Origin of the sequence: Streptomyces sp. NBC_01477, assembly GCF_036227245.1 — a bacterium.
Taxonomy (GTDB): domain Bacteria; phylum Actinomycetota; class Actinomycetes; order Streptomycetales; family Streptomycetaceae; genus Actinacidiphila.
On sequence record NZ_CP109445.1, the window covers coordinates 285,399 to 300,277 of the forward strand.

The 14,879-nt window shown below is 73.8% G+C and carries 15 protein-coding genes, 1 tRNA gene and 1 pseudogene; 9 read left to right on the top strand and 8 right to left on the bottom strand.

What is annotated here, in order from left to right; translation table 11 throughout:
• Positions 1-46: 46 nt before the first annotated feature.
• The 3 genes from OHA86_RS01165 to OHA86_RS01175 are packed head-to-tail and all read right to left on the bottom strand — an operon-like array spanning position 47 to position 3,584.
• Complete coding sequence (locus OHA86_RS01165) at positions 47-1,609, bottom strand: FAD-dependent oxidoreductase (RefSeq protein ID WP_329171620.1); 1,563 nt, start codon at positions 1,607-1,609, stop codon at positions 47-49.
• Positions 1,606-2,334 (bottom strand): class I SAM-dependent methyltransferase, encoded by a 729-nt coding sequence (locus tag OHA86_RS01170; RefSeq protein WP_329171622.1) that lies wholly within the window; start codon positions 2,332-2,334, stop codon positions 1,606-1,608. The genes OHA86_RS01165 and OHA86_RS01170 overlap by 4 nt, the downstream gene beginning before the upstream one ends.
• Entirely contained in the window at positions 2,331-3,584 is a 1,254-nt protein-coding gene (locus tag OHA86_RS01175; protein WP_329171624.1) for a lycopene cyclase family protein, read from the bottom strand. Before OHA86_RS01175 ends, OHA86_RS01170 begins: the two co-directional genes overlap by 4 nt.
• A gap of 354 nt (positions 3,585-3,938) precedes the next feature.
• Here OHA86_RS01175 and OHA86_RS01180 point away from each other — a divergent pair, with 354 nt between their 5' ends.
• Together OHA86_RS01180 and OHA86_RS01185 are read left to right on the top strand one after the other, a co-directional pair.
• Complete coding sequence (locus OHA86_RS01180; protein WP_329171626.1) at positions 3,939-4,505, top strand: DJ-1/PfpI family protein; 567 nt, start codon at positions 3,939-3,941, stop codon at positions 4,503-4,505.
• 173 nt (positions 4,506-4,678) lie between these two features.
• Entirely contained in the window at positions 4,679-5,533 is an 855-nt protein-coding gene (locus tag OHA86_RS01185) for a hypothetical protein (RefSeq protein ID WP_329171628.1), read from the top strand.
• Between the two features lie 71 nt (positions 5,534-5,604).
• Here OHA86_RS01185 and OHA86_RS01190 read toward each other — a convergent pair whose 3' ends face one another.
• Positions 5,605-6,672, bottom strand: coding sequence for a chitinase (locus OHA86_RS01190; RefSeq protein WP_329171630.1), 1,068 nt, complete (start codon positions 6,670-6,672; stop codon positions 5,605-5,607).
• A gap of 127 nt (positions 6,673-6,799) precedes the next feature.
• Here OHA86_RS01190 and OHA86_RS01195 point away from each other — a divergent pair.
• The 3 genes and pseudogenes from OHA86_RS01195 to OHA86_RS01205 all read left to right on the top strand — a co-directional run.
• Positions 6,800-7,030, top strand: a pseudogene (locus tag OHA86_RS01195) (2-phosphosulfolactate phosphatase); the annotation flags it as partial.
• A gap of 145 nt (positions 7,031-7,175) precedes the next feature.
• On the top strand, positions 7,176-7,409 hold the full coding sequence (locus OHA86_RS01200) for a hypothetical protein (protein ID WP_329171632.1): 234 nt from the start codon (positions 7,176-7,178) through the stop codon (positions 7,407-7,409).
• A gap of 255 nt (positions 7,410-7,664) precedes the next feature.
• The gene (locus OHA86_RS01205; RefSeq protein WP_329182146.1) at positions 7,665-8,567 is read left to right on the top strand and encodes an NADP-dependent oxidoreductase; all 903 of its coding nucleotides are present in this window, start codon (positions 7,665-7,667) and stop codon (positions 8,565-8,567) included.
• A gap of 41 nt (positions 8,568-8,608) precedes the next feature.
• Here OHA86_RS01205 and bla read toward each other — a convergent pair whose 3' ends face one another.
• Together bla and OHA86_RS01215 are read right to left on the bottom strand one after the other, a co-directional pair.
• Positions 8,609-9,529: a class A beta-lactamase gene (gene bla / locus OHA86_RS01210; RefSeq protein WP_329171634.1), complete on the bottom strand. Its 921-nt coding sequence runs from the start codon at positions 9,527-9,529 to the stop codon at positions 8,609-8,611.
• Between the two features lie 146 nt (positions 9,530-9,675).
• On the bottom strand, positions 9,676-10,944 hold the full coding sequence (locus OHA86_RS01215; protein WP_329171637.1) for an alpha/beta hydrolase family protein: 1,269 nt from the start codon (positions 10,942-10,944) through the stop codon (positions 9,676-9,678).
• Between the two features lie 234 nt (positions 10,945-11,178).
• On the opposite strand from OHA86_RS01215, the gene OHA86_RS01220 reads away from it, so the two are divergent.
• Entirely contained in the window at positions 11,179-11,727 is a 549-nt protein-coding gene (locus tag OHA86_RS01220) for a GNAT family N-acetyltransferase (RefSeq protein ID WP_329171639.1), read from the top strand.
• Between the two features lie 131 nt (positions 11,728-11,858).
• Positions 11,859-11,976: transfer RNA gene (locus OHA86_RS01225), tRNA-OTHER, on the top strand.
• Between the two features lie 114 nt (positions 11,977-12,090).
• Here OHA86_RS01225 and OHA86_RS01230 read toward each other — a convergent pair.
• Positions 12,091-12,459 carry a MerR family transcriptional regulator gene (locus OHA86_RS01230; protein WP_329171641.1) on the bottom strand — a complete coding sequence of 123 codons (369 nt, stop codon included), beginning with the start codon at positions 12,457-12,459 and terminating at the stop codon, positions 12,091-12,093.
• An 89-nt stretch (positions 12,460-12,548) separates the two neighbouring features.
• On the opposite strand from OHA86_RS01230, the gene OHA86_RS01235 reads away from it, so the two are divergent.
• Together OHA86_RS01235 and OHA86_RS01240 are read left to right on the top strand one after the other, a co-directional pair.
• Positions 12,549-13,250: an SDR family NAD(P)-dependent oxidoreductase gene (locus OHA86_RS01235; protein ID WP_329171644.1), complete on the top strand. Its 702-nt coding sequence runs from the start codon at positions 12,549-12,551 to the stop codon at positions 13,248-13,250.
• Between the two features lie 214 nt (positions 13,251-13,464).
• Entirely contained in the window at positions 13,465-14,130 is a 666-nt protein-coding gene (locus OHA86_RS01240) for an SDR family NAD(P)-dependent oxidoreductase (RefSeq protein WP_329171645.1), read from the top strand.
• On the opposite strand, the gene OHA86_RS01245 is transcribed toward OHA86_RS01240, so the two are convergent.
• Positions 14,106-14,819 (bottom strand): TetR/AcrR family transcriptional regulator, encoded by a 714-nt coding sequence (locus OHA86_RS01245; protein WP_443071606.1) that lies wholly within the window; start codon positions 14,817-14,819, stop codon positions 14,106-14,108. The genes OHA86_RS01240 and OHA86_RS01245 overlap by 25 nt on opposite strands.
• Positions 14,820-14,879 lie beyond the last annotated feature (60 nt).

Below are 14,879 nucleotides of genomic sequence, written 5' to 3' on the forward strand. Positions count from 1 at the left end.
CCGGGACAGGCCCGGTCTCAGCCCAGCGCGGCCGGCCCGCGGCCCTTTATGCCGGGTCGGAGCCCAGCGCGGCCAGCCCGCGCAGCGTCGCCGAGCGCCCGGCGGGCGGCACCGTCCACAGCGTCTGGCCCCGTACCCCCCAGCCCGTCAGCAGGGCGTTGGCGGCCAGGAATCCGCTCGTCGCGGCCCGCTCCATCAGGGCCACCGGCAGTTCGGTACGGACCAGGTCGCCCGCCACCATGACCGAGGGGTGGGGCGTACGCACCGTCGGCCGGTGCCGGTAGCCGCCGACCGGGAAGAGCGGGCAGTCCGCCCGCCATTCGTGCCGGGCGTCCATGATCCGCGCGTCGTGCGTCTCCGGGTAGACCCGGTGCAGCTGCCCGAGCGCGGCCGACTGCACCGCGTCGCGGTCCGCGCCGGGCGGGACCGCGTAGGCGTGCAGTTCGACCACCGCGCCCCGGTTGCGCCGCGCCCAGCCGGCGGCCTGGCCCTCCCAGCGGTCCAGCACGCTGATGTTGTCCAGCGGGCCGTAGCCGCTGGTGCCGAGGAACCCGGGGCGGCCCGCCGCCACCGGCCGGTCCAGCCACAGGCGCGACACCAGGAACGGCGGTGCGGTCCTGAGGGCGGCCACACGGGAGCGCCAGTCCGCGTCGCCCAGTTCGGGTGAGGCTGCCACCACGCCGCGCAGTCCGCCGGTGTCCAGCGCCAGGACGAGCGCGTCGTGACGCGCGGTCCGCCCGCCGGCGGTGACGTCGAGTCCGCCGCCGGGCACCGGCGTCACGCGCTCCACCGCCGAGCCGGTGCGCACCCGTACCCCGTGGCCCTCCAGATAGCGGCCCAGCGGATCCCAGAGCGCCTGCGGGAACGGCTCTCCCGGCACGTCGAAGAGCAGGCCCTCGCTGGAGCCCAGGAAGTAGATGTGGAACATCAGCGCCAGTTCGGCCGCCGACAGCTCGTGGGGGTCGGCGAAGAAGCTCCGGGAGAACACCTCGAAGGCGAGGTGGCGGGCGGCCTCGGGGAACCGGATACGGGTGAGGAAGTCGTCCGCCGCCACCGCGTCGAGCCGGTCGTACACCTCCGGCACGCGCACGTCGAGCAGCGGCAGCGCGGCGCGCGGGTTCATCCGGATCAGGTCGCGCCAGCCGAACGTGGGGCTGAGCGCGACGAACCCGAGGCCGGACAGGGGCGGGGTGCGCGGCACCCGGGCGAAGCTGTCGCACAGTCCCGCGCTGTGCCGCAGCGGGTAGTCGGGCAGCTTGGTCAGCGCGTCGAGTCCGGGATCCACCCGGCGCAGCAGACCGCGCAGGTTGTAGTACTGCCGGAAGAAGGCGTGGAAGCCGCGGCTCATGGTGGCCGTCGTGCCGTCGGCGAGCTTCGTCGGCCAGCCCGCGAGCCGCCCGCCGAGGCTCTCCTCGCGTTCGTGCAGCGTGACGTGCGCGCCGCGTTCGGCCAGCAGCGTCGCCGCGGCCAGGCCCGCGATCCCGCCGCCGACCACGGCGACGGCGGGCGCCTGACCGGGGAAGCGGTCCCGGCCCGCGGGCGCCGCGATCACTGCCGCCCGCCGGTCGCGGCCCCGCCGGCCGCCCGCCGCCGCTTTGCCGTACCTCATGCCCGCTCCCCCGCCGCGCCCGGCGCCCGGGCGACGAAGGTGTGCGTGATGCCGGTCCGCCAGCCGGGCTGCGGCAGCGCCCGCACCGCGCGGAACCCGGCCCGCCGCAGCCGGGTCGCGAAGCCCGCGGCCGTGTCGAACTCCAGCACGCTGCGGCGCAGATGGCGGTAGAGCGCCGCGTCGCCGGCCAGCAGCCCGGCCGGTACGACGACGGCGCCGCAGACCGCCGACCACACGGCACGGGGCACGCGGCCGTCGCCGAGCGCGTACTCGTGGACGGCGAGCCGCCCGCCCGGCCGGAGCAGCTCACGGACGGCGCCGAGCACCCGGTCGGGATCGCGCACGTTGCGGAAGAGGTACGCGGCGAGAGCGGCGTCGAAACGGCCGTGCGCCGACGGCCCTTCCATCGCTTCGACCGGCGCGTGCACGAAGGTCACACCTGTCGGCCAGCGCTTGGCCGCGGCGCGTTCCAGCATGCCGGCCGAGGCGTCCACGGCGACGATCTCCGCGTGCGGGGCGGCGGCCAGGAGCGCGGCCGTCGAAGCTCCCGTGCCGCAGCCGAGGTCGAGCAGGCGCAGCCCGCGACCGCCGTCGGCCAGCCCGAGCCTGCGGGCCGAGCGCCGCAGATCGCGGTGGTAGCCGGGGTTGACGGCCACCAGCCGGTCGTAGGCGAGCGAACCGTGGTCGAAGGCGGCGGACAGGTCGTGGTCGCGCAGCAGCGTCATGGGGCACTCCTTTCCTGTTCTGGACATGCGGCGGCGCCGGAGGGCCGGGCGCCCCACCCCGCGGCGGCCGGCGTCTCACGCCGGGCTACGAAGGGGAGTTCCAGGAGCGTCCTGAGCATCGGGGCCACCGGTGTGCGCAGCCCGACGAGGACGTCCTCGTACCGGTGGGTCGTGCCGTCCAGGAAGCGCAGCAGTCGGGTCCCCGGGACGGCGCGGAAGAGGCCGGCGAAGAAGTCCGCGCCGTCCACGCGGCCGGTGTCCAGCGCCCGCAGCATGACGGCGTCCATGGCGCGGGGCCATGCCCCGTAGGGCGGCGGCAGCCGGAACCGCCCGCCGCCGCGGACCTGTGCGGCGATGGCGCTGCTCTGCCGCTGCACGGCCGCGAACGTGTAGCCGGTGGACGGCCGGGTGGCCCCGCCTGCCGTCCCGACCCGGAAGACCGAGCGGCCGGCCCGGCCGGGGAAGCGGCCGTCGGTCATCGGGATGACTCCCCGTTCGACCGACGTGACCCGGTGCGCGCCGATGCCCAGCACCGGCCCTGTGTAGTGGCGCAGCGCGCGTGCGTAGCCCGCGGTGTCCAGGACCGCGCGGGAGAATTCGGTGTACTCCACCAGTGCCGTACGCGGCCCCAGCGGCAGTACGTAGCCGAACGACAGCCCGTGCGCCGGCTGCGGGGTGCGGAAGTCCATCAGATCCGCCGTCGCCGGATCGAAGACGGGCCGCTCGGTCTCCACGAACCAGCCCGTGAAGTGCTGCAACAGCGTGGTGCGCGCCGCCGGCAGGCGGCGCGGCGGCCGCGAGTCGAAGACGTACCGCGCGTGCAGCACGACCCGGTCGCCCCGCTCGCCGCGCGCCACGACCCGGCCGCCGTCCGGCGCGTCGCCGACCTCGGTCACGGTCGCCGTCACCCGGCGGAATCCGGGGCAGGCGGCGAGGCGCCGCTCGACCAGCGACTCGAAGGCGTCCGACCTGAGCATCTTGTAGCGCAGCGGGGCGGGCCGGGTGACCGTCTCCGTCCCGTCCCTGCCCCGTACGCGCAGCCGCTGCCAGGACGCGGACAGCACGTCGTCGTACTCGCCGCCCGGGGGCTCCCAGAAGCACCAGGTGCGCGGTGGCGGGCGCAGCGGGCCGGGAGGAGCGTCGACCAGGACGACCCGTACCGGGGCGCCGTCCGCCGGGCCGCACAGCCGGTACGCGAGGCTCAGCCCGGCCGCACCGGCGCCCACGATGACGACCTCGGAACGAGGCACAGCGCACCCTTCTGCCGGACGGGTTGTCGGGCACACCGGGCTCCGGCGCTCCCGGGAACGCCGCCTGCCCCGCCGTCGATACTTCCGCAGACCACCGCCCCGCGGACGCGTGCGACGCGCGGGAAAAGGGTGGTGTTTCGAAGGCGCCCGCCAGGACGTGCCGGCGCTGCCCGCGCCCCCCGGCACAGGTCCGGTGCATGACTGCTCGGCGGCGCGGGACCGCTCGTCCCGCGCTGCGGCCCGTCCCGATCCGCGCGCCGGGACGCGTTGTTCCGGGCGGAAAGGGGCATCGTGGTGACAAGGGCGCCGGGAGCGGGGCGCCGAGGAGCGGACGAGACGAAGGGGACCTGCACCATGACGGTGAAGATCCTTCTGGTGACCGGGGACGCGGCCGAATCCCTGGAAGTGCTGTACCCGTACCAGCGGCTGCTGGAGGAGGGCTACGCGGTCGAGATCGCCGCGCCGGCGAAGAAGAAGCTGCGCTTCGTGGTGCACGACTTCGAGGACGGCTTCGACACGTACACCGAGAAGCCGGGCTACACCTGGCCGGCGGACCTCGCGTTCGACGAGGTCGACCCGGCCGGCTACGCCGCCCTGGTCATCCCGGGCGGCCGCGCGCCCGAATACCTGCGCAACAACCGGGATCTGCAGCGGATCGTCGGGCACTTCTTCGCGGAGGGCAAGCCGGTCGCCCAGATCTGCCACGGCCCGCTGATCACGGCCGCGGCCGGGGCGCTGTCCGGCCGGCGCACCGCCGCCTATCCCGCGCTCGAACCCGACGTCGCCGCCGCCGGGGCGGAGTACGAGGACGGTGACGGCGTGGTGGACGGCGCCCTGGTCTCCGCGCGCGCCTGGCCCGACCACCCCACGTGGATGCGGGCGTTCATCGACCTGCTGCGCAAGACGGCGCCGCCCGCCTGAGGGCCGGCGCGGGCCTGCGGGGTCCGCTGCGGACCGGGCTTGCCGGGGTCGTCCCGGCAAGCCCGGTCCCTGGACGCCGGGTTGGCCGGTTCTCGCTGCTTCGGGCCGGTCCGGCCCCTTGGTACGGTGCGACTCCCCGCCAGGCCCCACCCCATGGCCTACAGGAGTCCGTGTTGCTCAGGCATGTCTTGTCGACGCTGGCAGCGTCCGTCCTCGTCCTCTTCGTGCCGGCCGCCCCCGCCCCGGCGTACGCCGCCCCGACCGCCGCCCCCGCCGCCGGTTCGACGCCCGCCGCCGACCCCACCGGCTGCACGACCTGGTTCCAGTGGGTCCAGACGTCCAGCCCCGCCTACCTCGGCACGGGAGTCGTCCAGTGCACCGCCGGCCGCTACAGGGCGAAGGTCGTGTGCAACAACGCGCAGACCGGCCAGAGGCACGTCGTCTACGGCACCCAGACGGTGAACGCCCCCGCCTCCACCACCGCCACCTGCGGCTCCCCCGACGAGGCGGTGACCGCCTACCCCGTGACGGACCCGCCGGGGACGGGCGTCACCGGCTGCGCCTCGTGGACCGAGTGGGTCCACCAGGGCAGCAGCGCCTATCTCGGCAATGGCCTCATCCAGTGCGACACGGGCCGCTACCGCGCCAAGGCCGTCTGCCGCAACCTCCAGACGGGGGTGGGCTACGTCGTCTACAGCACGCAGGTGGTCAGCGCGCCCGCCCTGACGAGCGTCACCTGCAACACCGGCAACAGCGCCGAGACCGTCCAGGCCGTGGCGGACCCGCCGGGGACGGGCGTCACCGGCTGCGCCTCGTGGACCGAGTGGATCCACAGCAGCACCAACAACTACCTGGGCCAGGGATACGTCCAGTGCGACACCGGCACCTACGCGGCCGCGGTCACCTGCCGCTACCCCACCGGTCAGACCTACGTCGTCTACGGCTACGCGGCGACCGCGCCCAACCCGTCCGGCGCGGCGTGCTACGTCCCCAACGAAGCGGTGAGCATCGCGGCCGCCCCCCGCTGACCCTGCTTCCGCAGCCGTGCGGCCGGCGCCCGCCTGCCCACCCGCGACGGGCGGGCAGGCGGGCGCGGGGGTCACCGGCCTTCGAGTGCCTTGACGTTGTTGCCGAAGGTCCAGTTCTTCGACCCGTCCCAGTTGAGCGACCAGGTCATCAGGCCCTTCAGCCCGTTGCCGTACGAATTCCACGCCTGCGAGACCAGACCCGGCGTCATGTAGCCGCCGCCCGCGCCGGGCTGGGCCGGAAGGCCGGGGACCTGCTTGTCGTACGGGACGCGGATCGTGGTGCCCTGGACGACCAGGCCGGTGTTGAGGCAGGTCGTCTGCGCGGTGAATCCGGCCACCGTGGCGGCCTCGTAGGAGTCGCCGTGGCAGCCGTACATGCTGCCGTTGTAGTACTGCATGTTGAGCCACCAGAGCTTGCCGTTGTCGGCGTACTTCTTCACGATCGGCAGATACGCGCCCCAGATCGAGCCGTAGACGATGCTGCCGCCGGTGACGTACGCCGTCTCGGGGGCCATCGTCAGGCCGAAGCCCGCGGGCATCCGGGAGAGGACGCCGTCGATGATCCGCTCCAGGTTGGCCTGCGAGGCGGAGAGGGTGGTGATGCTGCCGCTGCCGACAAGGCCGGTCTCGATGTCGATGTCGATGCCGTCGAAGTTGTACTTCTGCAGGATCGGCACGATGGTGGCCACGAAGCGGTCGGCGACCGCGCTGGAGCTGAGGTCGATGCCGGCCGCCGCCCCGCCGATGGACATCAGGATCGTCGACCCGGCCGCCTTGGCCTGGCACATCTCCGCCGGGGTGGCGACCTTCACCCCCGTGTCCATGCCGTCCTGCCACAGCACGGTGCCGTCGGAGTTGATGACCGGGAAGGCCGCGTTGATGACGTTGTAGCCGTGGGCGGCGATCCGGCTGTCCGTGATCGGGACCCAGCCGAGCCCGGGATGGACGCCGTTGGCCGCGCCGTCCCAGTTCTCCCAGTATCCCTGGAGCACCTTGCCCGAGGGCCTCGCTTTGGTGGCGCAGGTGTCGGCCGCGGGCGCCGCCCCCTGCGCGGCGTGGGCCGCCGCGGCGACCGGGATCTGTGCGAGGAAGGCCATGGTGAGACCGATTCCCAGCAGACGTAGCCTCCGACCGATCATGTCGTGCTCCTCGTGGTGTCGTCGCGCACTCACAGGGCTTGGTGGCCCGGATCGTAAAATGGTCTCGACCACTCGTCAATAGGTCTGGACCAACTGCGCGTGCGGCGGCGCAGGCCGCGGCGGCGCACGGTGCCTCGGGGCGGGGACGGACGCTGCTGAATTCCTGCGCCGGGCTGCCGAATCGCGCGCCGCGGCCGAGCTGACGGAGGGCGTGCGCCAAGGAGTCCATCCTGATGACGTCGCGCTCTGCCTTGAGCTCGACCGCTTCCCCTTCGCCATGGTGGCGGCCCTGGAGGACCCGCTCATGGTGCTGCGTCCGCGCGCCGTGCCCGCGCCGACCGGCGAGGCGTCGATCTGATCACCGGATCGGGGCTCCGGTACGACGACTGCGTCCCACGGGTGGCACCGCGGCTCCTTCCGGGTGACCGCCCCGGCCGGTACGGATCGGGGCGGGCCGGTCCGGGAAACATGAGGTCACGCCCCCATCGAAGGAGATCCCGCCCATGCGCAGAATCGTCCGCACCGCCGTGTCTCTCGCCGCGGCCGCCCTCTTCACCGCCGGAACGGCTGGCATCGCCGCCGCCGACGACGGCCCCGGGCTGTCCGGCTCGGCGACCTGCGGCAGCGGCGCTGCCCTGATCGGCTCCGTCATCCCCATCGGCAGCCCCGAGCAGAACAGCGGCTGCAACGTCAGCGGAGTGCTCACCGACTCGCCCGCACCCGCCAGCGACGACTGACGCCCCGCCGGCCCGGCCGTACACGCCGGGCCGGACGGTCCCGGCCCGCCCGCCACTACGCCCCTACCAACCGCCCGGGGCACGGCGCTGCCGCACACCACGTTCGCGTGCGAGGTGTACGTCCTCGGCGCGGACGAGGGCGGGCGGCACACCCTCTTCCGGAGCGGCTTCACGTACGGTGTTCGTATCGGGCAGCGTGCGCTGTCGAACACGCGGCAAGCAGCACGACGCCTTGAGCCGAGACCGGAGCACATGATGAAGGCAGCCCGCTACAGCCGGTTCGGGGGACCCGAGGTCCTGGAGATCGTGGACCTGCCCGATCCGCATCCGGGTCCCGGGCAGGTCCGGATCGCGGTGCGGGCGGCCGGCGTCAACCCGAGCGACTGGAAGAAGCGCGAGGGCCAGATGGAGCAGGACCTCCCGCAGACCATGGGCTACGAGGCGGCGGGTGTGGTCGACAAGGTCGGCGAGGGCGTGGCGGACGTGGCACTCGGCGATCGGGTGTTCGGCTTCTGCGTCGAAGGGGCGGCCCAGGCCGAGCTGGCGGTGCTGTCGTACTACGCGCCGATTCCGCCGTCGCTCGACTTCGCCGGCGCCGCCGCGCTGCCGGCCGCCATCGAGACGGCCACGCGCGCGCTCGACCAGCTCGGCGTACGCAGCGGCAGCACGCTGCTCGTCAACGGTGCCTCCGGGAGTGTCGGCAGCGCCGCGGTTCAGCTCGCGGTGGCGCGCGGCGCGCACGTGACCGGCACCGCAAGCCCCGCCAACCACGAGTACCTGCGCTCGCTGGGCGCCGAGCCCGTCGCCTACGGCCAGGGGCTCGTCGAGCGGGTTCGCGCGCTCGCTCCCGGCGGTGTCGACCTGGCGCTCGACGTCGCCGGGAGCGGCGTGCTGCCCGAGCTGATCGAGCTGGCGGGCGGTCCTGAGCACGTCGTGACGATCGCCGACTTCGCCGGCGCCCAGGAGCACGGGGTGACGTTCAGCCGTGGCGACGCCGGCCGCGCGGTCCACGCGCTCGCCGGGATCGGCGGGCTGGTCGAGGCCGGGCGCTTCTCGCTCCCGGTCGCGCGGACCTTCCCGCTCGCCGAGGTCTCGGAGGCGCACCGGGTCAGCGAGGACGGCCACGTGCGCGGAAAGCTCGTCCTGCTGGTCGGCTGAGCCCCGGCCGCGACGACCGTACGTGACCGGACGCGCGGGGCCTACTCGCCGGGTGCCAGGGTGCGGGCCAGGACGCGGGCCGCGTCCGCGAGCAGCGCCTCGTCCACGGGGGCGTCCTTGGCGGCCTTCGTGGAGAGCACGGCCAGCACCAGGGGCGTCCGCCGGGTCGTCCAGGCGACACCGAGGTCGTTGGCGGTGGCGTAGCCGCCGGTCCCGGTCTTGTCGCCGAGGACCCAGCCCTTCGGCAGGCCCGCCCCGAACCGCCCGGCGCTCGTGGTGTTGCCCGTGAGCCAGCTCAGGTACTGCTCGCGGGCGGCGTCGTCCAGGACCCGGCCCAGCGTCAGCCGCTCGAAACTGCGGCCGATGGCCTCGGGGGTCGTGGTGTCGCGCAGGTCGCCGGGGACGGCGGTGTTGAGGCCGGTCTCCCAGCGGTCGAGCCGGCTGACCCGGTCGCCGAGCGACCGGAAGAACCGGGTCAGCCCGGCGGGGCCGCCGAGCTGGCGCAGCAGGAGGTTGCCGGCCGTGTTGTCGCTGTACTGGATCGCGGCGGCGCACAGGTCGCCGACCGGCATGCCGGCGGCGAGGTGTTCCCCGGTCTTCGGCGAGTTCGCCAGGATGTCGTCCGGCGGGTAGTGGATCACCTTGTCCAGCGGCGCGCAGCCGCCGTGGTCCCGCAGGACGGCCGCGGCGGCGAACGCCTTGAAGGTCGAGCACATGGCGAACCGCTCCCCCGCGCGGTACGCCACGGTCAGGCCGGTGCGCGGGTTGTGGGCGTACACGCCGAGCCGTACGGCGTACCGCCGCTCCAGGTCGCTCAACTCGGCCTGCGGATCCGCCGTCGCGGCACCCGGCGCCGCCGCTGCGGTCGGTGCGCCCGCCGCGGCGGTGGCCGCGGCAGCGGTGGTGAGGGCGAGCCCGGCCTGGATCAGGTGGCGGCGGGGCAGCGGGTCGGTACTGGTCATGCGCGGAAGCCTCCCGGGTTGTCCGTCGTCGGCTCGGTGGATCTTCGACGGGGCCAAGCGAAACAGCGGGACTCCACTCATGTCCACGGGCGAACGGGGCGCGGCACCCGTTCGGGGCGCCGCGCGGCCGAGCGTGCGATTCCGGTTCAGCGCATGAACCGGATGTCCGGATACCGCGGGGACGGCTCGGACAGCAGGTGATTGTCCTGGCCGCGCAGGTGGAGGTCGAAGAAGGCGCGGAGGTAGGCGCGTTCGGCGGCGACGGCCCGGCCGGCGTCGATCGTCCCGATCGAGGTGGTCAGGGCGGCGGTCGCCTCCGGCGGCAGCGGGAGCGCCCTTTCCAACTGCTGCGCCAGCGGGGAGAGGTCCGTGTAGGTCTGGTGTCCGGAGTGGCGCAGCCGCAGGTCGAGGCGCCAGCCGCGCAGGTGCGACCAGAACGCCGCCCAGGACGGGTCGTTGCGGCGGCCGTGGCCGGTGCTGCTCATCAGCAGGAAGGGTCGGTCGAGGCCGGTGGCCGCGACGGTCCCGTTGATGCTGCCGTCCAGGTCGGCACCGGCGAGGATGCGGCGATCCCGCGCCATGGTCTCCGCGGCGGTGTCACCGCCGAGCGAATGCCCGAACATGCCCGTCCTGGACAGGTCGAGGGAGCCCCGCAGTCCGTGCGGCAGCCGGCGGCGCTCGGCGTCGGGATTCACCCCGGCGTTCACCCGCGCCAGTTCGTTCAGTACGAACCTGGTGTCGTCCACACGGACCTGCAACGCCGCCGCGATGTCGTCATCGGTCGGCTTCGCCGGCTGGCGGCCCAACTCCAGTCGGCCGCCGGGGAATTCCACAATCGAGGCTTCATGGGTGTGGTCGACGGTGACCACCACGTAGCCGTGGCTGGCCAGATCCTCGACCAGCGCGGTGCACAGTTCGCGCATCGCGCCGAATCCCGGGGAGAAGAGCACCACGGGGTGGCCGCGGCGGCTTGCCGCTACGGGGGCGCCCTGCCAGGCGCCGGTCACGGGGAAGTCGACGTTGTCCAGCGACGTGTTGAGGTCGTGGCCGGCCTGCCGCCGGTACATTCCCGTCGCCGCCGGTGAGAGCCAGGGAGCGCGCCGGCAGCCGTGGGTGTCCGACGTCGGGTACCACAGGCTGATCATCAGCTCGCGCGGCGAGGCGGGTGACGTCCACGGGTCCCGACGCGAACGGTCGATCAGGTGCAGCGACGCCGTCCCGGTCCGCCACGGGCCGGTCGCGGCCGGCAAGGTGAGCTGCACCCGGCCCTTCCCCGGCCCCACGGGCGTCGGCTCGGTGCCGGCCGGCGCGGCGCCGGGACCGCCGCCGTCCGCCCGCGCGATGCCCGCGGTGGTGAGTACGAGACCCGCCGTCCCCGCCGCCGCCAGCACCGACCGGCGCGTTACGTCCCTCATCCTGATACCTCATCCGCACTCGACAGCTGGAAGATCGTCCACCGAACCTCGCATCCCGCCGGGACCGGTGACAGGCCGTGAGCCTGATCTCAGGGGCGGCCCAGGGACTTCCCCGACCTGACCTCCGGGCCGACCTCCGGGCCGACCTCCGGGCCGACGTCGGGGCCGACGTCGGGGCCGCCTCCGCCATACCCACGTTGCGGCGAGCCGTTCCGCGAAACAATCATGGGCGTCATGGAGCGACCGAGACAGATCATCGAGTGCGAAGACTTCGTCCTGCGACGCTGGGAGCAGAGCGACTTCGCCGCGGCGTTCACGTTGATCGCGGAGTCCCGGGACCACCTTCGCCCCTGGGCTCCGTGGGCCGCCGAGCACAGCGAGGAGAGCACCCGGGACTTCCTCGCGAAGTCCGAGTCGACGTGGGAGAGCGGCGACGTGTACAACTACGCCATCGTCAAGGACGGCGCCCCCATCGGCATGTGCCAGACCTACCGCGTGCCCGAGCCGCGGAGCCGGCGCATCGGGTACTGGCTGCACCCCGCCGCCACCGGCCAGGGCATCGCCACGAGGGCGACGGCGGCCGTGGTCACCGAGATGTTCACGCTGCCGGATGTGGATCGCCTGGAAATCGCGCACGACCTGGCCAACGCCCCCAGCGCCGCGATACCGCGCCGGCTGGGCTTCACCGAAGTCGGGAGCGAACAGGCAACGCCGCCCGCGGCACCGGCGGGCAGCGGGATCAACGTGGTCTGGCGGCTGAACCGCCCGCCCGGCCCCCGGTGACCCGGCGTACGAGCAGAGGTCGCCCCTGACCGCCGGAGCCCGTGCCCGCACGGCCGGCCGCCGGGCCGCGGGCCGAACCCGATCGCCCGTTGGCAGGCGGAAGGCTGGTCCGCTCGTGGCGGCACCAGGACGCGGGCTGTGGCAGAGCGGCCGATTGCGCCGGCCGGCCGGAGGTTTCCCGTTCGGCCGTTGAGGGGTGAGGGCGGACCTGCCCTGACCCTCCGCGGGTTCGAATCCCGTCGGCCCGCATCTCCCCCGTGCGAACCGCCTTTGTCACCGCAGGCGAACGGGCGTGCGGGTGAGCGGCGACGGCGCCGCGGCCGTAAATCCGAGGTCGCGGACAGGCCCTCCGACGGCGGCCGGTCAGTCGCGAGGCCGGCGCAGGGCCGCGGTGAGCATGGTGTCGAGCGCCTGTTGCGACGACTGGAGTCCGGCGATCGCGTCGGTGATACGGCGTCGCTCCCGTCGCAGGTCGGCGACCATTCCCGGGCAGGGCGACGGCACGGGTCGCTCGTCCTCGTCGTGAAAGCAGTGCAGCAGCCCGGCGATGACCGTGGTGGGCAGGCCTGCGGCCAGCAACGCGCGGATGTTCCGTACAGCGGCGACGTCCGATTCGGCGTACTCCCGGTAGCCGTTGGTCAGCCGCAGCGGGTGCAGCAGCCCCTGCTCTTCGTAGTAGCGCAGCAGCCGGCGGCTGACTCCTGTCGTCCCGGCCAGGGCACCTATCCGCATCCGGCTCCTCCGCTGCGAGGTTGACCTTCACACCGATGTGACACCTTAGCGTTCCCGGTGCCAGCCCTCGTCCAGCGAAGGAGTCCGTCATGCCGGGAACGCCAGGAGCACCGGGAGCACCGGAGATACCGCGAACGCCGGGAGCAGTCGTCATCGGAGCCGGTCCGGGGATCGGCCGGTCGGTCGCCTGCCGGTTCGCGCGCGAGGGCCTGCCGGTCGCGCTCGTCGCGCGGACCGCCGGGACACTCGCCGGCGTGGCCGACGCGGTTTCCCGCTTCGGGGTGCCGGTCGTGTCGCTGACCGCCGACAGCGCCGACGAGACGGCGCTGCGCGCGGCCCTCGACGCGGCGGTCGGGGAGTTCGGCCTCCCGGAGGTCGTGGTCTACAACGCGGCGCTCGTCCGTCCCGACGCGCCGGGACAGCTGTCCGCCCGCGCCCAGCTGGACGCCTGGGCGGTCAACGTGGTCGGCGCCCTGACCGCCGCCGCCCACCTCCTGCCCGGGATGGCGCGGCGCGGAAGCGGGTCGTTCCTCGTCACCGGCGGAATGCCCGAGCCGAAGCCGCAATACGTCAGCCTCTCGCTCGGCAAGGCCGGCCTACGCACTCTGGTGACGCTGCTCGACCAGGAGTACGGACCCTCCGGCGTCCACGTGGCCGGCGTGACCGTGGACGGTCCCGTCGCTCCGGGTACGGCCTTCGACCCGGACGGCATCGCCGAGCACTACTGGCGGCTGCACACCCAGCCGCGCGAGCAGTGGCAGCGAGAGGTCCTGCACCGCGGACCGGCATGAAAAGGACGGCCGAAACCCGGCCGGCGGCCCGCGCGGCACCCGTCCGGCCCTGCGGAAAGCCGTGGCCGGGCACGTACGGGGAAGGCATTCCCGGGCAGCCGCCGAGGTAGTGGCGGCCCGCCCCCCGGCCGCTTCCCGCCCACCGACCGGCAGCGCCCGGCGCACCGCAGGAGCCGCTGCCTCCCGCCGCCACCTCGCACCGTCTGGAGACGCCGTGACCACCATCGCCATCATCGGAGCAGGCCCGGGCCTCGGAGCCGCTGTCGCACGCCGGTTCGGCCGCGAGGGCCACGACGTCGCGGTCATCTCCCGCGCCCGGGACCGCGCGGACGCCCTCGCGGCGCGACTGGCCGACGACGGCGTGCACGCGCGGGGCTTCGCCGCCGACGTACGCGACCCGGAGGCCCTGACCGCCGCGCTGGATGCCGCCGGGGCCGCCCTCGGCCCCGTCGAGGTCCTCCAGTACAGCCCGCTGCCGCACAAGGACTTCATGAAGCCGGTCCTCGACACCACGGCCGCGGACCTCGTAGGCCCCATCGAGTTCTCCCTCTACGGCCCCATGACGGCCGTCGCACAGGTGCTGCCCGGCATGCGTGGACTGGGCCGCGGCACCGTGCTGTTCGTCAACGGCGGCAGCGCCGTCCGGCCGCACCCCGAACGGGCCGGCACCTCCATCGCCTTCGCCGCCGAGAGCGTCTACGCCCAGCTGCTGCACGACACCCTCGCGGGCGACGGCATCCACGCCGCCCAGCTCATCATCCCCGGCGCCATCACCCCCGGGGACCCGCACACCGACCCCGGCGTCCTGGCCGACACCCTGTGGTCCCTCCACCGCACCCGCGACGGCTTCCGCCACTACGCGGCGCCCGTGGCGCCGTAGCCGGAGAGGAAGGCCTCGACACCCGAGGTCACGGAGGACTGGATCTGCGCGCGGGTGAGCGGGGGGGAGCCCAGGGGGCGGATCGTGATCTCGGCGCTGACCAGGGCCATGAAGTGGCGGGTCGCCCGGGCCGGGTCGGCGACGCGCAGCAGGCCGGCCTCGGCCAGGCGGTGCAGCTGCCGGCCGAGTTCGCGCTGGACCCGGGCGGGGCCCGCCTGCTGCCAGGCGTCGATGACGACCGCGGGGAAGTGCTGGGCCTCGGCCTTGACCTGGCGGATCATCGCGAAGTGCTCGGGGAAGCGGGTCCGCTGCGCCACGAACGCCTCGCCGAGGGTGATCAGGTCGCTCGTGAGGTCGACCCCCTTGACCTGCTGTTCGACGGTCTCCACGAACGCGTCGGCGACCTGGCTGGCCGAGTCGTGCACGACCTCGGAGAACAGGTGGTCCTTGTTCTCGAAGTGGTTGTAGATGGTGCGGGTGGAGACGCCGGCCTCGGCGGCGATCGCCTCGATGCTGGTGCGCGAGTAGCCCTCGCGCCCGAACACGGTACGGGCGCCCCGGGTGATCGCCAGCCGCTTGTCCGCGCGTCCGCCGGTGCGCGCCGGGGCTGAACCCCCGGCCGGGGTCGATGAGGTGCTCAGTGGGTCCTCCAGTGCTCGCTGTTGCGCGTTGCCCAATTTACCATGCACGTTGTACTTTACTTAGGTGGCCATTCGGCGATCAGACCATCCATCCGAGGATCAGGGACG